This window comes from Lentzea nigeriaca (assembly GCF_016907955.1).
In the GTDB taxonomy this organism is placed as follows: domain Bacteria; phylum Actinomycetota; class Actinomycetes; order Mycobacteriales; family Pseudonocardiaceae; genus Lentzea; species Lentzea nigeriaca.
Window position 1 is genome coordinate 1,006,241 of record NZ_JAFBCX010000001.1, and the last position, 25,728, is coordinate 1,031,968.

A 25,728-nucleotide genomic window follows, 5' to 3' on the forward strand; every position below is an offset into this window, starting at 1 on the left:
GTCACAACCCCCTGCCCGGAGGTCGCCGGCGGGCGGAAGGCGTTACTCGATTAACTCAGTCGGACGAGTCACGTTCGGTAGCGGGACGTGACGGCAGTTCGGCGCTGCTGTTCTTCTCGAGAAACCTCAGCAGCTCCACCGGGAAGGGCAGCACCAGCGTCGAGTTCTTCTCCGCCGCCACCTCGACGATCGTCTGCAGGAGCCGCAGCTGCAGCGCCGCGGGCGTCTCCTCCATCGTCCCGGCGGCCTCGGAGAGCTTCTTGGACGCCTGCAGCTCGCCGTCCGCGGTGATGATGCGGGCGCGGCGTTCGCGTTCGGCCTCCGCCTGCCGGGACATCGAGCGCTTCATGCTCTCCGGCAGCGCCACGTCCTTGATCTCGACCCTGTCGATGTCGATGCCCCACTCCAGCGCGGGCGTGTCGATCATCAGCTCGAGCCCCTGGTTGAGCCGTTCGCGATTGGACAGCAGGTCGTCCAGCTCGCTCTTGCCGATGATCGACCGCAGCGACGTCTGCGCGACCTGCAGCATCGCGAACCGGTAGTCCTCGACGTTGATGATCGCCTTCGCCGGGTCGGACACCCTGAAGTAGACGACGGCGTCCACGCGCACGGTGACGTTGTCGCGCGTGATGCCGTCCTGCGCCGGCACGGGCAGGGTGACGATCTGCATGCTGACCTTCCGCAGAGCGTCCACGCCAGGAACGATCATCGTCAGCCCTGGTCCGCGCACGGCCTGCTGGAGCTTGCCGAACCGGAACACGAGTCCCTGTTCGAACTGCTTGATGACTCTGGCGCTCATCGCAAGCCCGAGAGCGCCGAACGCGGCCAGCCCGCCCAGAATCTCCAGCACCATCTCGCCACCCGCCTTTCGGCACGCGGGGGCCCCACGTACTCCAGGAGAGTACGAAAGCTCCCCGCGTACTCTCAACGGTACGCGTTTACGCACAGGTCAGCGTTGCGTTGGCCCAGTCCGCGTGGTCGTGGGCGTTGCCGTCACCTCCGTCCGTGACCCGGAAGGTCAGCACTGTTGCCCCACTCGTGTCCACGGTGATCGGGAGCGCCGCGCTCTGCCCGGTCAGGATGGGGCTCAGGTAGGCCCGTCGACCGTCCTTCAGGACCTCGAACTGGACGCTGCCGCTGCCGTTCGTCTCGTCGTCGACACCGAGCGTGGCGGTCAGCGTGGTGCACCTGCCGCCGGCGTAGATCCCGAACTCCGACTCCGCGTGCGCGCCGACGCCCCTGTCGGACCTCGCCCCTCGGATGCTGATGGGGTTGCCGTCGCCGCCGGCGTTCTCGCCGTTGCTGCGGTCGCGTTCGAGCGGGCCCCAGCCGTTGCGCTCGCCGAGGAACTCCAGCCCCGACACGGGAGCCTCGCCCCGCGGCGGACGCGGGGTGGCGGTGAAGTCCTTCGTCAGCGTCGTGGTCGCCTTGCCCGCGGTGACCTCGACGAACACCGGCCTGCTGCCGGTCTCTCCGCCATCCCGCCGGATCGTCACCTTGGCGGAGCCGCCGGTGAGGTCGACGGTGGCGGGGGAGACCGACCAGCTCTCGGGCGCGGACAGCGCGGCCGTCGTGGTTGCGGGGCACGGCTGGGTCACGACCAGCTCGGCGTCCACCTGTTCGCCGGGTTCCAGGGCGGTGTCGGCGGCCTTCAACTCGACGGCGGGCGCGCAGTCCACCCGGTTGCCGAGCTTGCCCGTGGCCGCTTCCTGCGGCGTGAGTGGACGCAGCAGCACGGAGTAGGCGTACTCGTTGCCGGCCTCCACCTGATACTGCGGCAACGGCTCGTGGAACGTCTCGCTGACGCCCGTGACGCGATGAGCCGCGTGCAGGGTGGTCCAGCCGTCGTTCTTCTTGAGCGCGAACGGGTACGGCGCCCGGTCCAGATCGTCGTAGCGCGACACCCGGACATCCAGGTCGCCCGCGACGAGCAGGCCCGCGCGGCCGTCGGACAGCGTCGCCCAGCGCGTGTCCGCGTGGTTGCCGAAGTCCTGCGGCTTGTAGTAGTCGTTGAACTCTCTGTCCACAGTCGACTGGTACACGCCGATCGGGTTGCCGGACTTGCGGTCGTCGTAGCTCTCGCCGGGTCCTCGGCCGTACCAGGTGAACCTGCCGAAGCGGTCGGGGACCTTGAGCGTGAATCCGATGCCGGGCAGGTACGCGAGGTCGCGCATCCTGTCCTTCGCCGCGACCCGGTGACCGACGTGGATCTCGCCGTCGCCGGTGATCCGGTAGGTGAAGGTCTGGCCGAACGACGCGTTCTGCACGGCTTGCGCGGTGGATTTCGCCGTGATGACCGTGTCCTGGCCGCTTTGCGCGACGGTGACGCTCGACGGCGTGGTCTGGAGCCGGTCGAGGCCGTTGCGGTACCAGGAGCCATCCTCGCTCATGAACTCGTTGGACAGCGGCGCACGCCAGGCGTCCAGCTCCGGACCGGTCTTCAGCAGTTCGGTGCCGCGCACCCGCATCGACGTGAGCGTGCCTGACCTCTTGCCTACGACGTACCGGAAGTCCTTGCCGGACACCACGACCTCGTTGTCGTCCTGGGTGGTCGTGAGCCTGCCGTTCTGGCCGGGCGTGTGCAGCCCGGCGATCTGCGTGCCGCCCACCGGGAACTGGGCGATGCCGACGTCGTTGCCCCGCCGGTCGGTCGCGCGCACGGTCAGCCAGCGCTCCGTGCTCGCCGTGAAGTCGGGCAACGTGATCGTGCCCGGCTGGAGTGCGCCGCGGTGCTGGGCGATCGTGCGGCCGTTGTCCTGGACCTGCCAGCGCAGTTCGAGGTCGTCGGTACCGCTGAACTGGCGTTCGCTCACGGTCGTCAGTTTGTTGTCCTGGAAGGAGAACCGGATGGGCGAGTGGACCGCCATCAGCTCGGTGGTCTCCGGCTGCGGCCTGCGGTCCGCCCACACCACGCCGTCGACGCCACCGGTGCCCGAGCCGTAGGACTCCTTGCGGCCCTTGTCCTCCAGCTTCTCGAAGTCGAGCGCCAGAACGGCGGACTTCTTCGGGTCCTGGGCGAGCTCGGTATCGGTCAGCGCGCGGTGGTAGACGCGGACCTGGTCGATCGTGCCGTGCGCCATGCGGGTCTGGACGTTCTCCTGCATGGTCTCGGCGTTGCGGCCGATGTTGACGGGCCAGTGCGACCAGTCGATCGTGCCGGTGTAGGCCGTGGTCGCGACCTCCTTGCCGTCGATCAGCAACCGCAGTTTCGTGCCGTCGAACGTGCCGGTGAGGCGGTGCCAGTTGCCGTAGAAGTCGGCGGGGACCTGGGCCTCGACCGTGCGCCAGGTGCCGCTGTGGACGAAGAACTGCAGCGTGGTCCGGTTGGCCATCTTCAGCGCGTACTGGTGGTCGCCCTTGGAGATGACCGTGAAGTCACCGGTCCACTCGGCGGGTTTCACCTGGGCGTCGAGTGTCAGGCCGGTGCTCACCTCGTCGAGCTTGCGGTCGCGGTATACCTCCACGAAGTCGTCGAGTCCGCTGAGCTGCAACGCTTTGCCGTGCGGACCGTCCACCTGCGACGGTTTGCCGGACAGCCACGTCAGGATGCCGTTGGCCTCGTCCGGTGTGGTGTAGAGCGGGAGGGCGATGTTCTGCTCGGCCCAGTCCCAGATGGAGCCGCCCTGCACCTGCGGGTAGGCACGCACGACGTCCCAGAACTCCTTGAAGTTGCCGAGACTGTTGCCCATCGCGTGTGCGTACTCGCCCATGATGATCGGCTTCGTCGTGGTCTTCGCCTTGGCCTCCAGGCCGGCGGGCGACGGGTAGCGCGGACCCCAGACGTCCGCGAACGGCGCGTCACCGTCCGGCGAGTTCGGTTGGTGGTACAGCGGGCGGGAGTCGTTCTTCTTGGCGTACTCGGCCATCGTGTGGTGGGCCTTGCCGAGGCCTGCCTCGTTGCCGGTGTCCCACATGATCACGCTGGGGTGGTTCTTGTCGCGCTGCATCATTGCGACGAACCTGTTCTGGAAAGCGTCCTGCCACTCCGGGCGCTCGGCGAGGCAGTTGGTGGGGCAGCCGTCGTGGTGGTGGGTCTCGATGTCGACCTCGTCGGCGATCATCAGGCCGTTGCGGTCCGCGAGCTCGTAGAAGTACGGGTCGCTCGGGTAGTGCGACGTGCGGACCGCGTTGATGTTGAACCGCTTCATCAGCTCGACGTCTTGTTCCTGGTCGGCGCGGGTGACGTGGCGGCTGCCGTGAACGCTGGTCTCGGCCCGGTTGGTGCCGCGGAAGAGAACACGCTTGCCGTTGATCTTGAGCTGCCGGTCGACGATCTCGATCTCGCGGAACCCGACGGGTTGCCTGGCGGTCTGGACGACCTTGCCGTCCTTCACCAGTTCGACGCGCAGCTCGTAGACGTTCGGGGTCTCGTCGGTCCACTTCAGCGGGTTGCTCACCTTGCCGTCTCTGATGGCGACTTCGCGGCCCTGCGGGTCGAAGAGCCTCGTCCGGACGGTGTGACCCTCCTGCGGGCCGCCGATCTTGACGTCGGTGCTGATCGTGGCGTCGCGATACTGGGCGTCCAGGTCGGTCCTGATGGTGACGTCGCTGATGTACGTCCTGGGCGTCGAGTAGAGCCAGACCTCGCGGAAGATGCCGGAGAACCGCCACTGGTCGTAGTCCTCGAGGTGGGAGCCGGAGCCCCAGCGGTGGACCTGGACCCGCACGGTGTTGTGCCCCGCCTTGAGCTTGCTCGTGACGTCGAACTCGGCGGGCGTGTAGCCGCCCTGGTCGTAGCCGACGTACGTGCCGTTGACCCACACGAAGTAGCCGCTCGTCACGCCCTCGAACCTGAGCAGCGTACGGTCCCAGCTCGCCGGCAGGTCAAACGTCTTCTCGTAGACGCCGGTGGGGTTGACGTCGCGCGGGATCGACGGCGGGTCGTCCGGATACATGTCGGTGGGGATGTTGCGGAACATCGGATGGTCGAGGAAGTCGGTCTGCCACGTGTGCGGCACCTGGACCGTTCGCCAGCCCGTGATCTCGGGCGTGACGTCCTGCGGCCGGTCGAACATCCGCAGGCGCCACTCGCCGTTCAGGCTCAGGCGCTGTTCGGGCTTCAGATCGGGATGCGGAGGCTCCTGGTTCTCTCCCGTCATCCGCGGGTTCTCCAGGTACGCCACCACGTCCAACGGCTCGGCCCGCGCAGGAGCATGGGCGAGTGAGAGCGCTACCACCGTGGCCACGACGACACGAAGCATGCCTTCGGAAGCTAGGGGCGCTCTGACAACGTCGTCAACGAATGTCCGATCTTTCTGTCCTGTCCGTTCGAGGGTGGTCGTCCCAACAGCCGGAAAGTGCACTCCGGTCGGTGGCACGCGTTAGTGTCGGCTGTATGCAGACCTGGTCATCGATTCCTGTGCCGCGGGTTCCGGGGGACCCCCGCCCGCTGCGGCTGTTCGACACGGCTACGGGCGAAGTGCGCCCCACGGCGCCGGGAGACACCGCCAGGTTGTACGTGTGCGGCATCACGCCGTACGACGCGACGCACCTCGGCCACGCCGCCACCTACCTCGCCTTCGACCTCGTCCACCGGGTGTGGCTCGACAACGGTCACAATGTGCACTACGTCCAGAACGTCACCGATGTCGACGACCCGTTGCTGGAGCGCGCCGAACGCGACCAGGACGACTGGGTCGTGCTGGCGATGCGCGAGACGGCCCTGTTCCGCGAGGACATGGAGGCCCTGCGCGTCCTGCCGCCCCAGGACTACGTCGGGATCGTCGAGGCCATCCCCGAGATCGTCGAGGTGGTCGCCAAGCTGGTGGCCGACGGTCACGCCTACCGCGCGGACGACCCCGAGTACCCGGACATCTACTTCTCGCACGACGCCACCGGCCGCTTCGGCTACGAGTCGAACTACTCCGCCGAGCAGATGGCGGAGCTGTTCGCCGAACGCGGCGGCGACCCGGACCGCCCCGGCAAGCGCCACCCGCTCGACGCCCTGCTGTGGCGCATGAAGCGCCCCGGCGAGCCGTCGTGGCCGTCCGAGCTGGGCGAGGGCCGCCCCGGCTGGCACGTCGAGTGCAGCGCCATCGCCCACAACCGCCTCGGCATCGGCTTCGACGTGCAAGGCGGCGGCTCCGACCTGATCTTCCCGCACCACGAGTACTCGGCGGCGCACGCCGAGGCCCAGACCGGCCAGCACCCGTTCGCCCGCCACTACGTGCACGCGGGCATGATCGGCCTCGACGGCGAGAAGATGTCGAAGTCGCGCGGCAACCTGGTCTTCGTCTCGAAGTTGCGCGCCCAGAAGGTCGACCCGAACGCGATCAGGCTGGCCCTGCTGGCAGGCCACTACCGCGCGGACCGCCCGTGGACCCAGTCGCTGCTCGACGAGGCCCTGGAGCGCCTCGCGAAGTGGCGCCGGGCGGCGACGCTGCCGTCCGGGCCGTCCGCTGTGGACACAGTCTCCCGGCTGCGGGACCACCTCGGCAACGACCTCGACACCCCGAAGGCGCTCGCGGCCATCGACGCGTGGGCGGACGAGGCGCTGGCGCACGGCGGCTCGGACACGCACGGCCCGGCGCAGATCCGGACCGCGGTGGACGCGCTGCTGGGCGTCGAGCTCTAGTTCCGAGACCCGGCCCCGCTCACCGGGGCCGGGTCACTCGTGGTTCCAGCCGAACAGCCGGGAGAACACGTCGTGCTGTTCGAGGCTGTGCTCGAGGTGCACCAGCGCGACGAGCTCGGTGAGCTCGGCGATCCCCGCGTCGTCGACACCGGGCAGCTCCTCCGGCTCGACCCGGTGCTCGGTGCACCACCGCAGCACGGCTTCCGGTCCGTTGACCGACGCGACGAACGCGCGCTGCTCGTGGTGCTGCCAGGCCTTCGCGATCTCGTCGAGCATGCCGTCGGCGATCATCCGCGCGGCCCGCACGCGCAGCCGGTCGAGGTGCGCGTGCTCGTCGCCGAGAGGCAGCACCGTCGCCGTGAGCCGGAACGGGAACCGTCCGCGGCAGTCGGCGAACCTGCGCAGCAAGGAGATGGAGCCGCCCTCCACCACCACGTGCTCGTGGGTGCGGCTCAACGCCTCGACTTTGCGCAGGAGCGCGTACGCGGCCTCGTGCACCGGGTAGTCGCCGTCCGGCACCGTCCTGGCGGCCAGGTGGTGGCGGTGGGGGCAGCCGTCCAGCCTGGCGCTGGTGACCGGCAGGTCGAGATAGCACTGGATCCGGTCGGCCACCACGATCGGCGCGCCGTGTTCTTCGGCGATTCTCGCTGCGACGTCCGATTTGCCCGCGCCGGTGGGGCCGGTGACGACATGCACGCAATTCATTGCTCGCTCCTTTGCCGGTGGACCTCCTTCCACTTTCACCCGGAGTCGTCGGCGCGCCACAGTTCTTCAGATTACGTTCAGCCCGGTAGTTACCGCACCGTGAATGTTTTTACCAATTCGCATGCTCTGCTTTACGGAACGCTCGGTATGGCGAACGAGGCATAGGTCACAATGAGTCGGTGATGGAGAAGGCGAGACGCGATCTGGCGCGCATGCGGCGAGTCGGCGGCGGCGTGGCAGGAGCTGCGCTACGAGCGGATCGCGGGCGGCGTGGGTCGGATAGTCGCCGTCGGGCACCGTCCGCTCGGTGAGGTGGTGGCGATCGCCGTCGAGCCGTGCGCTGGTGACGGGCAAATCGATATAGCACTGAATTCGGGCGGCGACGACGACCGGCGCGTTGTGCTCCGCGGCGATTTCCTGGGCGACGCCCGATTTGCCCGCTCCGGTGTGACCGACGACGAGGTGCACGCAATTCATGATGGCTCCCGCGGGCGGACGTGTTCCTTGATCAGACTGTTGGTCCCGTCCGCGTGAAATCGCGGCGACCTCCGCGATCTTCGGAATAAATTTGGTGGTTTGCGGTGACAATTTTGGTGTCGAATGTCCCATTTTGGGCCGCGTTGCGTATTCGCGGGCTATATGGTTGACCTCATGAGAATCGGCGTCTTCTGCGGATCGTCGGCCGGACGTGTGCGGTACCTGGAGGTGGCCGGCGAGGTCGGCCGGACGCTCGCCCGGCGCGGGATCGAGGTCGTCTACGGCGGCGGACGCGTCGGCGCGATGGGCGCGGTCGCCGACGGCGCTCTGGACGCCGGGGGATCGGTCGTCGGGGTGATCCCGGAGAGCATGGTCGCGTGGGAGATCGCGCACGACGGCCTGACCGAACTGCACGTCGTTGACACCATGCACGAGCGCAAGGCGCTGATGGCCGACCTGGCGGACGGGTTCGTCGTGCTGCCGGGCGGCGCGGGCACGATGGACGAGTTCTTCGAGATCTGGACGTGGGCCCAGCTCGAGCTGCACGCCAAGCCGATCGGCCTGCTCAACGTCGACGGGTTCTACGACCCGCTGCTCGCGATGGTCGACCACATGGTGGCCGAGGGGCTTCTCAAGGAGCCGTATCGCGACATGGTGCTCGTGGACGACGACGTGGAGCGTCTGCTGGACCGGTTCGCGGAGTACCGGCCGCCGGCGTACCGGTGGGTGGAGGATGCGCCGCTCGGCTGACGGGCCGCAAAGGAAACCGCCCCCGAGGCGGAAGCACCGGGGGCGGTCTCGTCACTGCCGATCAGCTCAGACGTCGAGCGTCCAGCTGTTCAACGTGCCGCTGTCCAGGGCCGCCGCGTCACGAACCCGCAGCGTCCAGGTGCCGTTGGCGACCTCACTCGAGAGGTCCTTGGTGTAGGTCTCGTTGATGTTGTCGGCCGAGCCGCCGGAGCGGTTGTGCAGGTTGTAGACCGAACCGTCGGGCGCGATCAGGTCCACCACGAGGTCGCCCTTGTAGGTGTGCGTGATCGAGACCTTGACGGTCGAGGTCGCGGACGCGTTGCCCGCGCAGCCCGAGATCACGATGGTGCTGGTGACCGTGGACAGGTCGGGGATGGCGACCGGGGTGGAGTTGGTCTTGGCGTCACAGCCGCCACCAACGGCGTTGACGGTCCACGTGAAGGTCGCGGAACCGGTCTTGCCCGCGGAGTCGGTCACCGTGGCGGTCACCGTGGAGGTGCCCGCCGTGGTCGGCGTGCCGGAGATCGCGCCCGAGGAGGACGCGGACAGGCCGGCCGGGAGACCGGAGACGGACCAGGTGTACGGCGGGGTGCCGCCGGACGCCGACAGCTGCAGCGACACCGGCGAGCCGACCGTGGAGGTCTGGTTGCCGGGGTTCGTCACCGACGGCGTGCCGGGCTGGCCGCCGCCCCACAGCGTGTAGAGCAGCTTGTTCGGCGTGTTCGCGCCGACGTTGCTGATCTTGTCGGGGGTCGAGGCCGCGCTCAGGCCCGCCCAGACCGCGGCCGGGCTGTCGCTCGGGTGCGTGGCGAGCCACAGCGCCGAGGCGCCCGCGACGTGCGGGGTGGCCATCGAGGTGCCGGAGATGTTGTTCGTCGCGGTGTCGTTGGTGTTCCACGACGACACGATGTTCTGACCCGGCGCGTAGATGTCCGTGCAGGAGCCGTAGTTCGAGAACGAGGCGCGCGCGTCGGTGTTGGTCGACGCGTTGACCGTGATCGCCTCGGCCACGCGTGCGGGCGAGGTGCTGCACGCGTCGGTGTTCGAGTTGCCGGACGCGATGGCGTAGGTGACGCCGGACGCGATGGAACGGCGCACGGCCGCGTCCACGTTGTCGTCCGCGCCGCCGCCGAGCGACATGTTCGCGACCGCGGGCTTGACCGCGTTCGCCGTCACCCAGTCGATACCGCTGATGACTCCGGCGTAGGTGCCGGAACCCTGGCAGTTCAGCACCTTGACGGCGACGACCTTCGCGCCCTTGGCCAGGCCGTACTCCGCGCCCGCGATGGTGCCGGCGACGTGCGTGCCGTGGCCGTTGCAGTCGGTGTTGTTGCCGTCTCCGGTGGTGTTGGTGCCCCAGGAGGCGCGGCCGCCGAAGGTCTGGTGCGTGGTGCGCACACCGGTGTCGATGATGTACGCCGTGACGTTCGACGCCGTGGTGTCGTACTGGTAGCTGTTGCTCAGCGGAAGATCCCGCTGGTCAACGCGGTCCAGGCCCCAGGACGGGGGGTTCTGCTGGACGTCCATCGCGTGCACCTGGGCGTCCTGCGACACGGATGCGACCCGCGGGTCCGCAGCCAGTTTGGCCGCCTGCTTCTCGGTCATCTTCACCGAGAAGCCGTTGAGCGCGTGCTGCCACACGGCGCCCAGCTGACCGCCGAACTTGCTCGCCAGCTCCGGGGCGGCGGCCCTCGACGCCGTTCCGGCCTTGAGCGAGACGATGTAGCTGTCCTTGACGGACTCGGCGCGGTTGGCGCCGAGAATGGTTCCCACGTTCTCTTGTGCTGAAGCGGCGGGCACCACAGCGGCGGCCAGACATAGGGCAGCGGCGGCGGTGAGTCCCGTACCCAAGACTCTTCGCATTGCAGGGTTCTCCCTCGTGCAGGGAACAGGGTGATCTGCACGCTAGACCTAAACCGCAGGTCAGAGGGATACGCCGATCTGCGCGAACTGTTGACAGATTTGACACTTCGCCCTGGAGCGAATGTTTCCTCTGAGTTACGGAATAGGCCGGGGGAACGTATTTGATTTCCCTATACCAGCCAGTCGTCGGGTGTCCACCCCTCGATCGACTCTACCGGTCGGTAGGCACGCCGACATAGCGTCGCCCAGACGGAGGAACGAACTGATCGGGCAGTTCGCCGCCTGGGGACGCCATTCAGCCGGTGTCGTGCACGCTGTGTTGCAGCACAGCCGATCTCCTCATCGCGGTTGCCCGGTCCGGCGTTACATCCGGCCCTGCACAACAGAGAACTGAGGAGAAATGCCTATGAAGCGCATGGCTGTCGCTGCAGTCGCCGTGCTGGCGGGTGCCCTCGCGACGACGGCTTCCCCTGCCGCCGTCGCCGCCGAAGGCCCCTCCGCCGACCTGCTCGCCGCGATGCAGCGCGACCTGGGACTGAACCCCCAGCAGGCGGCGGACCGGCTGCGTCAGGAAAGCGCTGCCGCGGTCCTGCAGCACGTCGCCCAGGGCTTCGCGGGTGACGAGTTCGGTGGCGCGTGGTTCGACGCGTCCATCGGCAAGCTCGTCGTCGGCGTGACGGACGCCGCCAAGTCCGACCGGCTGCGCAGGCTCGGCGCCGAGCCCCGCACGGTCGCCCACAAGGCCAGGGACCTCGACGCCGCCAAGGCCAAGCTCGACGCCTCGCCGGCGCCGGCCGAGGTCACCGGCTGGTACGTGGACACCAAGGCCAACGCTGTGACGATCACTGTCAAGCGTGGTCAGGCCGGCGCGGCGACGTCGCTGGTGGAGAAGGCGGGCAGCCTCGCCAGGGTCGTCGAGACCGACGAGGCGCCGCGGGTGTTGAAGGACATCCGCGGTGGCGACGCCTACTACATCAACAACGCCGGTCGGTGCTCCGTCGGCTTCGCGGTGGAGGGCGGGTTCGTGTCCGCCGGCCACTGCGGTTCGCCCGGCGACACCGTGAACGGTGTCGACAGGTCGGCGATGGGGCAGTTCGAGAAGTCGTCCTTCCCAGGCAACGACTACTCGTTCGTCCGCGCCAACTCGGCGTGGACGGCGACGGCCAAGGTGAACCACTACGGAGGCGCCGACGTGGTCGTCTCCGGCAGCACCGAGGCCGCGGTCGGCGCCTCGATCTGCCGTTCCGGCTCGACCACGGGCTGGCACTGCGGCGAGGTCCAGGCGAAGAGCCAGACGGTCAACTACCAGGAGGGCTCGGTCAGCGGTCTGACGCGCACGAACGTGTGCGCGGAGCCCGGTGACTCCGGCGGCTCGTGGGTCAGCGGCACGCAGGCGCAGGGCGTCACCTCGGGTGGCTCCGGCGACTGCACCAGCGGCGGCACGACCTACTTCCAGCCGGTCAACGAGATCCTCTCGGCGTACGGCCTGACGCTCGTCACGGGCTGACGTTCCCGATGAAGGGAACCTTCGTCCACGTGGATGAAGGTTCCCTTCATCGTTCTCACGCTTCGCGCTGTTCGAGCCACTTCTCGCGGTGCGTGCGCCAGCGGTCCAGCATCGAGCCGAGCTCGCTGTGGCAGAACCGGAAGAACTCGCGGGTCTCGTCCAGCCGCGTCCCCGCCTCGGTGGCGGCGCCGAGCGCGTCGACGCCCTCGCCCAGCACCTCGTCGACCATGGCGAGCATCTGGTCCTTGCGAAAAGTCGCCTCGTACCAGACGTTGTCGCGCATCCGGTAGACGTCCCTGCGTGATCCGGGCTCCCGCTCGCGGCTGACGATCTGGACCGTGGTCAGGTAGCGCACCGCGCCCGACACCGCCGCCGGGGAGATCTGCAGCAGGTCGGCGATCTCGGCCGCAGTGAGCCGCCCTGAGTCGGTCGTCAGCAGCGCCGCGAGGATGCGCGCCGGCATGCGTGGCACGCCGGTGTCCGCCAGAATTCCGCCGAAGCGTTCGACGAACTGGCTCACCGCCTGGTGGTCACGCTGCGTAGCTCTCGTCACGGCGGCATCATCCCCTTTCGTCAGCCGATCGGGCAAAATTTACGTACTTCACGAAGTTGTGAAAGAAGTGTAGCTTACCGGCCATGACATCTGCGATATCCGTGTCGGGCCTGGTGAAGACCTTCGGCCCGACGCGTGCACTGGACGACCTCGACCTGGACGTCCAGACCGGTGAGGTGCACGGCTTCCTCGGCCCGAACGGGGCGGGCAAGTCGACGACGATCCGGATCCTCCTCGGCCTGCTGCGTGCCGACTCCGGCACCGCGCGGCTTCTCGGCGGCGACCCGTGGAAGGACACCGCGAGCCTCCACCGCCGCCTCGCCTACGTCCCCGGCGACGTGAACCTCTGGCCCAACCTGACCGGTGGCGAGGTCATCGACCTGCTCGGACGGCTCCGCGGCGGCTTGAACAAGCAGCGCCGTGCGGAGCTCCTGGAGCGCTTCGAACTGGACCCGCGCAAGAAGGGCCGCACCTACTCCAAGGGCAACCGGCAGAAGGTCGCCCTCGTCGCCGCCCTGTCGAGCGACGTCGAACTGCTGATTCTCGACGAGCCGACCTCGGGCCTCGACCCGTTGATGGAGGCCGTCTTCCAGGACTGCATCAACGACGAACGCGAGCGCGGCCGCACCGTGCTGCTGTCGAGCCACATCCTCGCCGAGGTCGAGGCGCTGTGCGACCGGGTCAGCATCATCCGCAACGGCCACTGCGTCGAGACCGGCACGCTCGCCGAGCTGCGGCACCTGACCCGCACGTCGATCTCCGCCGAGCTCGCGGGCCCGCCCAACGGCCTTACCTCGATGGACGGCGTGCACGACCTCGTGGCCGAGGGCAACCGGGTCAGGTTCGAGGTCGACTCGGACAAGCTCGACCTCGTACTCAAGCAGCTCGTGACGTCGGGCGTGCGCACGCTGACCTCGCAGCCGCCCACGCTCGAAGAGCTCTTCCTGCGGCACTACGAGGACGCGAAATGATCGGCACCGCTCTCGTCGGAACTGGGCACCTCGTCCGGCTGGCGCTGCGCCGCGACCGGATCCTGCTGCCCATCTGGATCTTCTTCCTGGTCTTCACCACGCTGTCGACGACGACCGCGCTGGAGCAGGTGTACGGCACCCAGGAGTCCAGGGCGCTGCTCGGCGTCACCGCGAACGCGAACTCCGCGTTCCTCGCGATGCTCGGCCCGCTGCACGACTGGTCGTCGCTGGGCGGCCTGGTGGTCTGGCGCTGGGGCGTCTTCGCTGGGCTGTTCGTCGCGATCATGGCCCTCCTGGTCGTCACCAGGCACACGCGCGCCGAAGAAGAGGCCGGCCGCACGGAGCTGATCGCCGCCACGGTTGTCGGCCGGCACGCGCCGCTGGCGGCCTCGGTGATCGTCGCGGGAGGCGCGAGCCTGCTGATCGGCGTGCTACAGGCCGTCGTGCTGATCGGCAAGGGGCTGGACGCGTCCGGTTCGTTCGCGTTCGGCCTGTCCACGGCTTCGGTGGGCCTGGTGTTCACCGGCGTCAGCGCCTTGACCGCCCAGCTGTCGGAGAACTCGCGCGTGTCCAACGCGATCGCGGGCGGGTTCCTCGGCGTGACCTACCTGTTCCGCGCCGCGGGAGACGCGGCGGGGGAGTCCGGCCCGCAGTGGCTCACCTGGTTCTCGCCGATCGGCTGGACCGAGCACGTCCGGTCGTTCGCGGACAACAGGTTCTGGGTGCTGGGCATCTCGCTGGCCGCCACCGTTCTACTGGTGGGTGTCTCGGCCTACGTCGTGACGCGCAGGGACGTGGGTCTCGGCCTGCTCGCGACCCGGCTCGGGCCTGCTCACGGCAGGATCGGCACGCCGTTCGGACTGGCGTGGCGGCTGCAGAAGGGCTCGCTGATCGGCTGGTCGCTCGCGTTGTTCGTGGTCGGCATGATCTACGGCAGCGTCGCGCAGGCGGTCGGGCAGATGGTCGAGGACAACCCGACGCTCGGCCAGATCGTCTCGAAGATCGGCGGCGCCGACGCGATGATCGACGCGTTCTTCGCGACCATCACGCAGCTGCTGGGCCTGATCACGTCGATCTACCTCGTGCAGGCGGTGCTGCGGCTGCGGTCGGAGGAGACCTCGTTCCGCGCGGAGCCGCTGCTCGCCACGCCGGTCTCGCGCTGGGGCTGGGTGGCGTCGCACGCGGTGTTCGCCCTGGTCGGAGGCGCGATCGTGCTGGCGTTCGCGGGCCTCGGACTCGGACTCGTGCACGGCGTGCAGACCGGCGACGTCGGCACGGTCCTGCCGAAGATGCTCGGCGCCGCGCTCGTCCAGCTCCCGGCGGCGTGGGTCGTCGCGGGCGTGGCCCTGCTGCTGTTCGGGCTGTTCCCGCAGTTCACGGGTGTCAGCTGGGCGGTGGTGTCGGCGTCGCTGGTGATCACGCTGCTCGGCCCGGCGCTGCAGCTGGACCAGTGGGTGCTCGACATCGCGCCGTTCACGCACGTGCCGAAGTACCCGGACATCGTCGCCGGGCCGCTGCTGTGGCTCAGCGGGGTGGCGGTGGTGCTTGTGGCTGCGGGGTTCGCCGGGTTCCGGCGCCGCGACCTGACCACGTGACGATCGCGGGCACCATGATCAGCAGTGCTGCCGGGACGAGGAATCCCAGCAGTGGATGGGACTGGTAGAGGGGGACGAACGCCAGCGGGGCCGCGGCAGCGCCCATGAAGCGCAGTGACTGCACGACACTGACGCTGCCGCCCCTGTTGGCGTTCTCGCTCTGCAGCACCAACGCGTTGATGCTCACCAGCACACCCTGAGCAGCCGCCCCGGTGAGCGCCCACGCGATGACCACGATCGCCGCGACCGGCGACGTGCCGACCGCCACGATGAGACCGCCGCCCAGCGTCGTGCCGACCACGACCGTGGTCGTGGCCCCGTACCGGTCGACGGCCTTGCCGACCTGCCGCGCGGTCAGGAACCCGACAATGCCGAACCCGGTGAGCAGGACCCCGCGCTCACCCGCGCCGAGGCCGAAGACGTCGTCGAGCCGGAACGCGACGAGGAACGACAGCCCGCCCAGGCAGGCCCAGCCGACGAACGCGACCAGGGCAGGCCGCAGCGTGCTCGGCACGAAGGCACTGCGCAGGCTCGCGTCGCGCTCCGGCTCGGTGTCGGTCTGCGGTACGCCCAGCACCGCGAGCCCGACGGCGACGATCGAGATCACCACGAACGCGAGCCGCCAGTCGACCTCGGCGGTGAGCCCGCCTACGAGCGGCGCGGACGTCTGCCCGGCGGCCTGCATCGATCCGAACAGGCCCAGCGCACGGCCGAGCTTCTCCTTCGGCGTCGAGGCGGCGATCACGGCCAGCAGCACCGGCGTGGTGAACGAGTTGGCCGCGCCCTGCAACGCCCGTGAGGCCAGCAGCACCTCGAACGTCCAGGCGCTCGCCGCCAGCGCGGAGGCCACCGCGTAGACGACGTAGCCGATCCGGACCGTCCGTTGTGGACCCCAGCGTTGCGCGAGGGTGCCGGACACGAGCATCAGGACCGCGAACGGCACGAGGTAGAACGTCAGCGTCGAGGCCGCCGCACCCGGTGACCGGCCGAAGGTGTGGCCGATCTCGGGCAGGATCGACGTCGTGACGGCGCCGCCGAACGGCCCCATCACTGCTCCGGCGTACAACCCGGCGCGCGCCAAGCGGCCCACGGACACCTCCGCCGCTCACCCTAGTCGCCGATGGTTGCTGGAGCTAAGTTTTTCTCGCGGCGCAGGACGTGAGGCGATCGGCGAGCGCGCTGACGAGGTCGCGGAGTTCGTCGGGCCGCTCGATGACGAACGGCCGGTCGAGTGCGGCGAGCACACCGGGCACCCAGTCGAGCCGCTCCGCCCGCAGCTCGACGTGCCGCCAGCGCTCGGCCGCGGGCTCGTCCGCATCCAGGCTCGCGACGCTGACCGGGAGGCGGGCGCGGATCTGCTCGACCGTCCCATGGATCCGCAAGGTCACCTCGTGCCGGTACTCGGCCGTGGCGAATCCCGTCACCACACGCTCGGCCGGGTCAGGACCCACCGGCAGGTCGAACGAGCCGGGCAGGGCCCGCGCGTCCGCGATGCGGTCGAGCCGGAAGGTCCGGTCCTCGCCGAGCCGGGCGTCCTCGCCCGTGACGTACCACCGGCCCGCATGGGCGACGATCCCGTACGGGTGCAGCGTGCGTTCGCTGCGCTGTCCGGCACGGTCGGTGTAGCGGATCGAGACCGGCCGGTGATGGCGCACCGCGTCGGCGATCGTGAGCAGGACGGCGGCGTCTGGCGTGTCGACCTCGCCGGGCTGGTCCGTGAAGGCGAGAGCGTCCAGCAGCGTGTCCAGCCGCCGGGCGACGTGCTTCGGCAGCACCCGCCGGATCTTCGCCGACGCCGTCTCGCTCGCCGTGAGCTCCGTCGTCAAACCCGCCCGGCGGCCGGCGACCAGGCCGAGCAGCACGGCCAGCGCCTCGTCGTCGCTCAGCATGAGCGGAGGCAGGCGGTAGGTGGGGGCGAGCCGGTACCCGCCGTAGCGGCCGCGCACCGACTCCACGGGCACGTCGAGGTCGATCAGCTGGTCCACGTACCGGCGCACGGTGCGCCCCTCGACGCCGAGCCGGTCGGCGAGCTCTGCCACCGTCCTGGTGCCGCCCGACTGCAGCAGCTCCAGGAGGGTCAGCACACGGCCGGTGGGTCGGGGCACATCCGCAGCCTAACGCGAATACCGGACCGATTCTGTCCAGTATTTCTCCTAGCCTGCGCCGTGCACGTCTCAGCACAGCGCGAGGAGATACACCGATGGACTTCGTCTCGATCCGCATCATCACCGGCGACGTGGCACGCCTCGTCGAGTTCTACGAGCGAGCCACAGGAGCGCGGGCGGCGTGGGCCACCGAGGACTTCGCCGAACTCAGGATCGGGGGCGCCACCCTCGCGATCGGCGGCACCCGCACCGTCCCGCTGTTCGCCCCCGGCTCCGCCCGCCCAGCGGACAACCACAGCGTGATCACCGAGTTCCTCGTCGACGACGTGGACCTCGTGCACCAGAACCTGAGGAGCTTCGTCACCGACTTCGTCACCGAGCCCACGACGATGCCCTGGGGCAACCGGTCGCTGCTGTTCCGCGACCCCGACGGCAACCTCGTCAACTTCTTCACGCCGGTCACCCCGGCGGCCGTCGAGAAGTTCGCACGCTGAGGCCGCGCACAGCCGCTCACGCGGGAGCCCTGGGCTCCCGCGTGGGGGACGGCGTTGTTCCCGCCAGCTCGGTCAGCCGCCGTTCGAGAAACCGCCGTTCCGCGCCGTCACCGGTGAGCTGGATCGCCCGCCGGAACGCCTCCCGCGCCTCGTCCACCCGCCCCAACCGGCGCAGGAGCTCGGCCCTGGTGGAGTGCAGGTATCGGAAGTCGTCGAGCCCGAGCCCTTCGACGATGCGCAGACCGGCCTCGGGGCCTTCGGACTCGGCGACGGCGATGGCGCGGTCGAGCTCCACGACCGGCGAGCCGGTCAACCGTCCAAGCTGCCCGTACAGGGCCGCGATCTGCGCCCAGTCGCACGGCACCTCGGTGTGCAACGACGCGATGGCGGCCTGCAGCACGTACGGTCCGCGGCCACCGAGGGCCAGCGCCTGGTCGAGCTCGGCGCGACCGGCCGCGATCTGCCCGGTGTCCCACCGCGACCGGTCCTGGTCGGCGAGCAGGACGAGCTCGCCGTCGCCGAACCGAGCCTCGCGCCGGGAGTCGTGCAGCAGCATCAGCGCCAGCAGCCCGCGCACCTCCGGATGGCCCGGCAGCAGTTCGGCGAGCGCGCGTCCGAGCCAGATCGCCTCCGCAGCCAGCTCGTCACGGCCGCCGTAGCCCTCGTTGAAGATCAGGTACACGACGGCGAGAACGGCGTCGAGCCGCTCGTGCAGCAGATGGGGCGGTGGCACACGGAACGGGATCGCCGCCGCCTTGATCTTGCGTTTGGCCCGCACCAGTCGTTGCGCCATGGTGCGTTCCGGGACGAGGAAGGCGCGGGCGATCTCGTCGGTGGTGAGCCCGCCCAGCGCGCGCAGGGTGAGCGCGACCTGCGCCTCCAGCGCGAGGGCGGGGTGACAGCAAGTGAAGATGAGTTCCAGCCGCTCGTCCGGGAACGTGGACGCGTCCATCGGTTCCTCCGCGCGGTCGACGCTGCCGAGCAGGCCGTACTTGGCCGTGCGGACCCGCTCCCGGCGGATGCGGTCAGTCGCCCGGTTCCTGGCCGTCGTGATCAACCAGGCCCGCGGGTTGGCCGGCAGGCCGTCGTGCGGCCACCGGTCGGCGGCCAGCGCGAACGCCTCCTGCGCGGCTTCCTCGGCGAGGTCGAAATCGCCGAGGAAGCCGACCAGGACGGCCAGGACCCGGCCCCACTCCTCGCGGAAGACCTGGTCGAGCCGCGCTACCAATAGACCTCCGACGGCCGGATCTCGACGGCGCCGCCGTAACGGGCAGCCGGGACGCGGGCAGCGACCTCGATCGCCGCGTCGAGGTCGTCGGCCTCCAGGACGAACACGCTGCCCACGGCCTCCTTCATCCCGACGAACGGGCCGTCCGTGGTCAGCGTCCTGCCGCCCTCGACCCGGACGGTGGTCGCGTTCTGCGCCAGGCCCAGCGGCGGCACCGAGGTCACGCCCGGCATCTCGTTGATGCCCTGGTAGTCGGCGTAGACCTGCTTGCGCTCCTCTTCGGACAGCGCCGCCTGCCGCTCCTGCGCGTCGCCTTGGTAGACCAGCATCACGTACTTCAACGCATCCTCCTCAACGGGACTCGGACGCAGTGAGACGAACGGAAGCCGGCGAAATCGACAGGTCCCGCGAACCGGATTTCAGCGAGGACCGGTCGACGGCCAGCCGGGCCCGCGCCCGCGCCGCCGCAGGTACCGCTCGAACTCGGCCGCGATGTCGTCACCGGAGGCCTCGGTGATCTGGATGGCCGCGTCACCGCGTTCCTCCAGCGCACGCACGTAGTTGCGCACGTCCTCGTCCTCGTCCGCCATCTCGGTGACGGTGCGCTCCCACTCCTCGGCCTGCTCCGGCAGCGCGCCGAGCGGGACCTCGATGTCGAGCACCTCCTCCACCCGGTGCAGCAGGGCCAGCGTGGCCTTGGGGGAGGGCGGCTGCGACACGTAGTGCGGCACCGCGGCCCAGAACGAGATCGCCGGGACGCCCGCCTGCACGCACGCGTCCTGGAACACGCCGACGATGCCGGTCGGGCCCTCGTACTTCGAGTGCTCCAGGCCGAACTTCGCGGCGGCGTCCGGGTCGTAGGCGGTGCCCGTGACCGGCACGGGACGGGTGTGCGGCGTGTCCATGAGCAAGGCGCCCAGCGTCACCACGGTCGTCACCCCGAGGGCCTCGATGTGCCCCAGCAGTTCGGCGGCGAACTTGCGCCACCTCATGTTCGGCTCGATGCCGTGCACGAGGATCACGTCCACGGCCGAACCGGGTGGGCGGCACACCGAGAGACGCGTCGTCGGCCAGTCGACCCTTCGAGTCACACCGTCCACCATGCGGACCGTGGGTCGCGTCACCTGGAAGTCGTAGTAGTCGTCCGGGTCGATCTCGGCGAGCGGGGTGGCGTCCCAGGTGAGTTGCAGGTGCTCGATGGCGGTGCTCGCGGCATCGCCCGCGTCGTTCCACCCTTCGAAGGCGCAGACCATGATCGGACTCGTGAGCGGTTTGCGCGGGTTCGAGGGGGTCGGGGATTCCTGGGACGGATCGTTCACGGCGCCAGACTACGGCCTCGCTCGAGCAAGTCATCGTAGGCTTGGCCCATGCGTGATCGCGGAGAGTCGCCGTTCCTGGAAGCGCTGGTGAACCGTGTTGTCGTCGCTGACGGGGCCATGGGCACGATGCTTCAGGCCGCTGACCTCTCTCTGGACGACTTCAGTGGTCTGGAGGGCTGCAACGAGATCCTCAACGTGACCCGGCCGGACGTCGTGAAGGCCGTGCACCGCGGGTATCTCGAGGTCGGCGTGGACGCGGTGGAGACGAACACCTTCGGCGCGAACCTCGCGAACCTCGCCGAGTACGACATCCCGGACCAGATCTTCCACCTGTCCGAACGGGGTGCGGCGCTCGCCCGCGAGGTCGCGGACGAGTTCAGCACGAGTGACCGGCCCCGGTTCGTGCTCGGCAGCGTCGGCCCCGGCACGAAGCTGCCGACGCTCGGGCACGCCCCGTACGCCACGCTGCGTGACGCCTACCAGGAGCAGTGCAAGGGGCTGCTGGTAGGCGGGGTCGACGCGATCATCGTCGAAACGTCGCAGGACCTGCTGCAGACCAAGGCGTCGATCATCGGCGCCAAGCGCGCGATGGCGGCGGAGGGCCGGGTCGTCCCGATCATCGCCCAGGTGACCGTCGAGACGACCGGCACGATGCTGCTGGGCTCGGAGATCGGCGCCGCGCTGACCGCGCTGGAGCCCCTCGGCATCGACCTGATCGGCCTGAACTGCGCCACCGGTCCCGCCGAGATGAGCGAGCACCTGCGGACGCTGTCCAAGCACGCCCGCATCCCGCTGTCGGTGATGCCGAACGCCGGCCTGCCCGAGCTCGGCCCGAACGGCGCGGTCTACCCGCTGTCGCCGGAGGAGCTGGCCCACGCGCTGGCCGGGTTCGTGCGGGAGTTCGGCACGCGGCTCGTCGGCGGCTGCTGCGGCACGACCGCCGAGCACCTGCGGCAGGTCGCCGACGCGGTGAAGGACCTGGGCCCCACGCAGCGGAGGCCGCGCCCGGAGCCCGGTGTGTCCTCTTTGTACCAAGCCGTTCCGTTCAAGCAGGACGCCTCGGTCCTGATGATCGGCGAGCGCACGAACGCCAACGGCTCCAAGGCCTTCCGCGAGGCGATGCTGGCCGAGCGGTGGGAGGACTGCATCGAGATCGCGCGCGACCAGACGCGCGAGGGCGCCCACCTGATCGACCTCTGCATCGACTACGTGGGCCGCGACGGCGAGGCGGACATGCGCGCGCTGGCCTCCCGGCTGGCCACCGCGTCGACGTTGCCGATCATGCTCGACTCGACCGAACCCGCGGTGCTGCAGGCGGGCCTCGAGTGTCTCGGGGGGCGCTGCGCCGTCAACTCGGTGAACTACGAGGACGGCGACGGCCCCGACTCCCGCTTCCAGAAGATCATGCGGCTCGTCTCCGAGCACGGCGCGGCGGTCGTGGCGCTGTGCATCGACGAGGAGGGCCAGGCCCGCACGGCCGAGTGGAAGGTCCGCGTCGCCGTCCGGCTGATCGAGGACCTGACGACGAACTGGGGCATGCGCCGGTCCGACATCATCGTCGACTGCCTGACGTTCCCGATCTCCACCGGCCAGGAGGAGGTCCGCCGCGACGCCATCGAGACGATCGAGGCGATCCGCGAGCTCAAGCGCCGTTATCCCGATGTGCAGACGACCCTGGGACTGTCGAACGTCTCCTTCGGACTCAACCCGGCCGCGCGGCAGGTGCTGAACTCCGTGTTCCTGCACGAGTGCGTGCAGGCAGGCCTCGACACGGCGATCGTGCACGCGTCCAAGATCGTGCCGATGGCCCGCATCCCCGACGAGCAGCGCGCGGTGGCGCTGGACCTGGTCTACGACCGCCGCCGCGTGGGGCCAGAAGGGGTTGAATACGACCCGCTGCAGAAGCTCATGGAGCTGTTCGAGGGCGTCACGACGAAGTCGAACTCCGCGTCGCGTGCCGAGGAACTGGCGGCGCTGCCGTTGTTCGAACGCCTGGAGCGGCGGATCGTCGACGGCGAGCGCAACGGCCTGGAAGCCGATCTCGACGCCGCGCTGGAGCAGCGCCCGGCGTTGCAGATCATCAACGACACGTTGCTGGCGGGCATGAAGACCGTCGGCGAGCTCTTCGGCTCCGGCCAGATGCAGCTGCCGTTCGTGCTGCAGTCCGCCGAGGTCATGAAGTCCGCCGTCGCCCACCTCGAACCGCACATGGAACGCTCGGACGACGGCGGCAAGGGCCGGATCGTGCTCGCCACCGTCAAGGGCGACGTCCACGACATCGGCAAGAACCTCGTCGACATCATCCTGTCCAACAACGGCTACGAGGTCGTGAACATCGGCATCAAGCAGCCGATCAACGCGATCCTCGAGGCCGCGGAGGAACACCGCGCGGACGCGATCGGCATGTCCGGCCTGCTGGTCAAGTCGACCGTGATCATGAAGGAGAACCTCGAGGAGATGAACTCCCGGGGCGTCGCCGCACGGTGGCCGGTCCTGCTGGGCGGCGCGGCGCTGACCCGCGCGTACGTCGAGAACGACCTGACGGAGATGTACTACGGAGACGTTCGCTATGCCCGCGACGCCTTCGAGGGCCTGCGGTTGATGGACGCGATCATGGCAGCCAAGCGCGGTGAGGCGCCGCTCGTGGATCCCGAGGCTGAGGCCAAGGCCGCCGAACGCAAGGCACGCCGCGAACGTTCGCTGCGCATCGCCGCCGCCCGCAAGTCCTCCGCCGAGCCCGAGGAGCCGTTCGCCGGCCGCTCGGACGTGGCGTCCGACAACCCGATCCCGACGCCGCCGTTCTGGGGCAGCCGGGTCGTGAAGGGCATCCCGGTCGCCGACTACTCGGCGCTGCTGGACGAACGTGCGACGTTCATGGGCCAGTGGGGCCTCAAGGGCACGCGCGGCGGCGGCCCGACCTACGAGGAGCTGGTCGAGACCGAGGGACGCCCGCGGCTGCGCTACTGGATGGAACGCCTTGCCACGGAAGGTGTTCTTGCCCACGCCGCCGTGGTCTACGGCTACTTCCCGTGCGTCTCCGACGGCGACGACCTGATCATCCTGGAAGAGCCGTCTGCGGATGCGGCCGAGCGCTTCCGCTTCACTTTTCCGCGCCAGAAAAGGGATCGCCGCCTGTGTCTCGCGGACTTCTGGCGGCCGAAGGAGTCCGGTGAGGTCGACGTCGTCGCGTTCCACCTGGTGACGATGGGTCAGCCGATCGCCGACTACGCCAACGAGCTGTTCGGCAAGAACGCGTATCGTGAGTACCTGGAAGTCCACGGACTGGGGGTCCAGCTCACCGAAGCGCTGGCCGAGTACTGGCACAAGCGGGTTCGCGAGGAGCTCGTGTGGCCGACGGGTGGCACGGTCGCCGCAGAAGACCCCGCCGACGTCGAGGAGTTCTTCAAGCTCGGCTACCGCGGCGCGCGTTACTCGTTCGGCTACGGCGCCTGCCCCGAGATGGAAGACCGCAAGCGCATCGTCGACCTGCTCGACCCGGAACGCATCGGCGTGACCCTGTCCGAGGAGCTCCAGCTGCACCCAGAACAGTCCACCGACGCCTTCGTGGCGCACCACCCGGAGGCGAAGTACTTCAATGTCTGACCTGCAAGCCGTGCTGTGGGACATGGACGGCACGCTGCTGGACTCCGAGAAGCTCTGGGACATCCCGCTCTACGAGTACGCCGAGAAGCTCGGCGGTGTGCTGTCGCTGGAGACCCGCGAACGCATGGTCGGCACCAACGTGCCCACGACCATGCGCCTGCTGTTCGCCGACGTCGGCATCGAGCCCACGGACGCTGACCTGCTCGACGGCGCCGCGTGGATCTCCCGCCGCACCGAGGAGGTCTTCCGCGCCGGCCTGCCGTGGCGTCCGGGTGCTCGGGAGGCGTTGCGGGCGGTGCGATCGTCGGGTGTGCCGATGGCGCTGGTGACATCTACCGAGCGTGGTCTGACCGAGGTCGCGCTGGACACGATCGGGCGGGACCTGTTCGACGTCACGGTGTGCGGCGACGAGGTGGACGGGCTGAACAAGCCGCTGCCGGAGCCGTATTCGAAGGCGGCTCGGTTGCTGGGCGTGGACGCGGCGCGGTGCGTGGCGATCGAGGACTCGCCGACGGGTGTGGCGGCGGCCGTCGCGGCCGGGTGCACCGTTCTGGTGGTGCCGTGCGACGTCGAGGTCGAGGCGGGGGAGCGGCGGATCTTCCGCGACTCGCTGGTGGGTGTCGACCTGGACGTGCTGAAGGCGCTCTAGCCCAGGCGGACCGTGACGTCCAGACCGCGGCCGCGCGGACGCCTCTCCGTGATGGGCGGCGGCGCTCGCCCGCACGATGGACGGCCCGGGGCAAGCGCTGAACGCACCGATGCCGCCTGGACGGGGTGGCCGTACTCGCGGCCACCCCACACCATCAGGCGACTGCCACCTTCGCGGCGGCCTTGGTCCTGCGCGTGGCCGGGTCGATCAGCAGACCGAACACCACGCCGAGACCGACGTAGAGCGTGGCCAGCTGGGCGAGCGAGCTGAGGCGGAACTGCCACAGCACGGCCACCGGCATGTCCGCCGGGATCGTGTCCGGCGGCGCGGGGAACGCGAGCAGCACCACCGCGACGGCCGCGACCACCGCGAGCAGCACCCCGGTGACCCGCACCGGCTGCGACTGCGCCCGCAGCCGCTCGGCGAGCCAGCTCGCACCCCACACGATCACCAGACCGGCCGCCACCACACCGAGGTAGAGCGCGGTCCGGTAGTTCACCGTCTCCGGGTCGCCCACCGCGGGCGGGTTGCCGGGGTACTTCAGCCACGGCAGCAGTGCCACCGCGCCGAACACCGCGGCACCGAGCGCGAGGCTGCGGCTGAACGGCGTGCGGTCGGTGAACCATCGCTTCGACAGCGCGTAGGCCGTGGCGAACACCAGCCCGACCGCGATGCCGACGATGATCACACCGAGCATGCCGCCCACGACCTGGGCGCCGCGGCTGACCAGCTCTTCCTCGCCGTGCGAGTGGCCTTCACCGGCGGCCGGCTCCCTGGCCTCCTCGACCGCGAGCGCGGCCCTGATCGGGATCTCGGTGACCAGCAGCTGCACGAGCGCGGAGACGGCACCGGCGATGCCGCCCGCCGCGATCCCGCGCAGCGCAAGGGACTTGTACGTCGTGATCATGTGCTTGATCTGGAGATCAGATCAGTGGCACGGGACGCCGAGCGCGTGCCGGCCGTCGTGGAAGAACTCGTGCAGCAGCTCCGAGCTCGCACCGAGCGCGAGGCCGTTCTCCTGCAGGACCAGGTAGGTCACGATCAGGCCGAGCAATGCGACGGCGAAGGCCCACTTGGGCACGCGGACGGCGGACAGATGTGCTGCGGGGCTCGTCATGACGGGCTCCTCCATACCTCGTGGAAGGTCAACTCTCCTTGCGGCGCCGCAGCCGGTCTCCTGACTCCCGGATCAACGCTGCCCCCGCGTCTTCCCAGCGCCCTCACGGGTGCCAGTGACGTTCTCGGCGGGGATCGCTTCCCGGTCACAGTGGCGAGGACCGCGCCGGATTCTCACCGGCTTCCCGTCACTGCGGCTGGAGCACCGTAATTTGATCT

21 protein-coding genes and 1 riboswitch are annotated in these 25,728 nt (G+C 69.3%); of the genes, 8 read left to right on the forward strand and 13 right to left on the reverse strand.

Features of this window, described 5'->3' with window-relative positions; translation table 11 throughout:
* Window positions 1-55: 55 nt before the first annotated feature.
* Window positions 56-853 (reverse strand): slipin family protein, encoded by a 798-nt coding sequence (locus JOD27_RS03905; protein WP_204760668.1) that lies wholly within the window; start codon window positions 851-853, stop codon window positions 56-58.
* Window positions 854-938: 85 nt separating this feature from the next.
* Window positions 939-5,201 (reverse strand): glycoside hydrolase family 2 TIM barrel-domain containing protein, encoded by a 4,263-nt coding sequence (locus tag JOD27_RS03910; protein WP_204760669.1) that lies wholly within the window; start codon window positions 5,199-5,201, stop codon window positions 939-941.
* A 134-nt stretch (window positions 5,202-5,335) separates the two neighbouring features.
* On the opposite strand from JOD27_RS03910, the gene mshC reads away from it, so the two are divergent.
* Window positions 5,336-6,574, forward strand: a complete 1,239-nt coding sequence (mshC, locus tag JOD27_RS03915) for a cysteine--1-D-myo-inosityl 2-amino-2-deoxy-alpha-D-glucopyranoside ligase (protein ID WP_204760670.1) — start codon at window positions 5,336-5,338, stop codon at window positions 6,572-6,574.
* 33 nt (window positions 6,575-6,607) lie between these two features.
* On the opposite strand, the gene JOD27_RS03920 is transcribed toward mshC, so the two are convergent.
* A complete protein-coding gene (locus JOD27_RS03920; RefSeq protein ID WP_204760671.1) occupies window positions 6,608-7,279 on the reverse strand; it encodes an isopentenyl transferase family protein in 672 nt (223 codons plus the stop codon).
* Window positions 7,280-7,345: 66 nt separating this feature from the next.
* Entirely contained in the window at window positions 7,346-7,747 is a 402-nt protein-coding gene (locus JOD27_RS03925) for an isopentenyl transferase family protein (RefSeq protein ID WP_204760672.1), read from the reverse strand.
* Window positions 7,748-7,930: 183 nt separating this feature from the next.
* On the opposite strand from JOD27_RS03925, the gene JOD27_RS03930 reads away from it, so the two are divergent.
* Complete coding sequence (locus tag JOD27_RS03930; protein WP_204760673.1) at window positions 7,931-8,506, forward strand: LOG family protein; 576 nt, start codon at window positions 7,931-7,933, stop codon at window positions 8,504-8,506.
* Window positions 8,507-8,572: 66 nt separating this feature from the next.
* On the opposite strand, the gene JOD27_RS03935 is transcribed toward JOD27_RS03930, so the two are convergent.
* Window positions 8,573-10,279, reverse strand: coding sequence for a S8 family peptidase (locus JOD27_RS03935; protein ID WP_307829871.1), 1,707 nt, complete (start codon window positions 10,277-10,279; stop codon window positions 8,573-8,575).
* 496 nt (window positions 10,280-10,775) lie between these two features.
* Here JOD27_RS03935 and JOD27_RS03940 point away from each other — a divergent pair, with 496 nt between their 5' ends.
* Window positions 10,776-11,876, forward strand: a complete 1,101-nt coding sequence (locus tag JOD27_RS03940; RefSeq protein WP_204760675.1) for a S1 family peptidase — start codon at window positions 10,776-10,778, stop codon at window positions 11,874-11,876.
* Window positions 11,877-11,931: 55 nt separating this feature from the next.
* Here the strand turns inward: JOD27_RS03940 and JOD27_RS03945 are convergent, their stop codons facing one another.
* Entirely contained in the window at window positions 11,932-12,429 is a 498-nt protein-coding gene (locus JOD27_RS03945; protein ID WP_307829872.1) for a GbsR/MarR family transcriptional regulator, read from the reverse strand.
* Between the two features lie 83 nt (window positions 12,430-12,512).
* Between JOD27_RS03945 and JOD27_RS03950 the strand changes: the two genes are divergently transcribed.
* Window positions 12,513-13,400, forward strand: a complete 888-nt coding sequence (locus tag JOD27_RS03950) for an ABC transporter ATP-binding protein (RefSeq protein WP_204760676.1) — start codon at window positions 12,513-12,515, stop codon at window positions 13,398-13,400.
* Entirely contained in the window at window positions 13,397-14,995 is a 1,599-nt protein-coding gene (locus JOD27_RS03955; protein WP_204760677.1) for an ABC transporter permease, read from the forward strand. The genes JOD27_RS03950 and JOD27_RS03955 overlap by 4 nt, the downstream gene beginning before the upstream one ends.
* Here the strand turns inward: JOD27_RS03955 and JOD27_RS03960 are convergent.
* Both JOD27_RS03960 and JOD27_RS03965 read right to left on the reverse strand, forming a co-directional pair.
* On the reverse strand, window positions 14,925-16,085 hold the full coding sequence (locus tag JOD27_RS03960) for an MFS transporter (RefSeq protein ID WP_307829873.1): 1,161 nt from the start codon (window positions 16,083-16,085) through the stop codon (window positions 14,925-14,927). The two genes, JOD27_RS03955 and JOD27_RS03960, sit on opposite strands and share 71 nt — an antisense overlap.
* A 43-nt stretch (window positions 16,086-16,128) precedes the next feature.
* Window positions 16,129-17,100, reverse strand: coding sequence for a helix-turn-helix transcriptional regulator (locus JOD27_RS03965; RefSeq protein ID WP_204760678.1), 972 nt, complete (start codon window positions 17,098-17,100; stop codon window positions 16,129-16,131).
* Between the two features lie 95 nt (window positions 17,101-17,195).
* Between JOD27_RS03965 and JOD27_RS03970 the strand changes: the two genes are divergently transcribed.
* Window positions 17,196-17,594 (forward strand): VOC family protein, encoded by a 399-nt coding sequence (locus JOD27_RS03970; RefSeq protein WP_204760679.1) that lies wholly within the window; start codon window positions 17,196-17,198, stop codon window positions 17,592-17,594.
* Between the two features lie 16 nt (window positions 17,595-17,610).
* On the opposite strand, the gene JOD27_RS03975 is transcribed toward JOD27_RS03970, so the two are convergent.
* From JOD27_RS03975 to JOD27_RS03985, 3 genes are all read right to left on the reverse strand, one after another.
* Window positions 17,611-18,822 (reverse strand): RNA polymerase sigma factor, encoded by a 1,212-nt coding sequence (locus JOD27_RS03975; protein ID WP_204760680.1) that lies wholly within the window; start codon window positions 18,820-18,822, stop codon window positions 17,611-17,613.
* Complete coding sequence (locus tag JOD27_RS03980; RefSeq protein WP_307829933.1) at window positions 18,816-19,154, reverse strand: YciI family protein; 339 nt, start codon at window positions 19,152-19,154, stop codon at window positions 18,816-18,818. Before JOD27_RS03980 ends, JOD27_RS03975 begins: the two co-directional genes overlap by 7 nt.
* 87 nt (window positions 19,155-19,241) lie before the next feature.
* A complete protein-coding gene (locus JOD27_RS03985) occupies window positions 19,242-20,141 on the reverse strand; it encodes a PAC2 family protein (RefSeq protein ID WP_204760682.1) in 900 nt (299 codons plus the stop codon).
* A gap of 48 nt (window positions 20,142-20,189) precedes the next feature.
* Here JOD27_RS03985 and metH point away from each other — a divergent pair, with 48 nt between their 5' ends.
* Window positions 20,190-23,744: a methionine synthase gene (gene metH / locus JOD27_RS03990; protein ID WP_204760683.1), complete on the forward strand. Its 3,555-nt coding sequence runs from the start codon at window positions 20,190-20,192 to the stop codon at window positions 23,742-23,744.
* Complete coding sequence (locus JOD27_RS03995; RefSeq protein WP_204760684.1) at window positions 23,737-24,393, forward strand: HAD family hydrolase; 657 nt, start codon at window positions 23,737-23,739, stop codon at window positions 24,391-24,393. Before metH ends, JOD27_RS03995 begins: the two co-directional genes overlap by 8 nt.
* Before the next feature lie 154 nt (window positions 24,394-24,547).
* On the opposite strand, the gene JOD27_RS04000 is transcribed toward JOD27_RS03995, so the two are convergent.
* Together JOD27_RS04000 and JOD27_RS04005 are read right to left on the reverse strand one after the other, a co-directional pair.
* Complete coding sequence (locus JOD27_RS04000; protein ID WP_204760685.1) at window positions 24,548-25,300, reverse strand: CbtA family protein; 753 nt, start codon at window positions 25,298-25,300, stop codon at window positions 24,548-24,550.
* A 21-nt stretch (window positions 25,301-25,321) separates the two neighbouring features.
* Entirely contained in the window at window positions 25,322-25,510 is a 189-nt protein-coding gene (locus JOD27_RS04005; protein WP_109640378.1) for a CbtB domain-containing protein, read from the reverse strand.
* A 33-nt stretch (window positions 25,511-25,543) separates the two neighbouring features.
* A riboswitch (cobalamin riboswitch) is annotated at window positions 25,544-25,726 on the reverse strand.
* Window positions 25,727-25,728 lie beyond the last annotated feature (2 nt).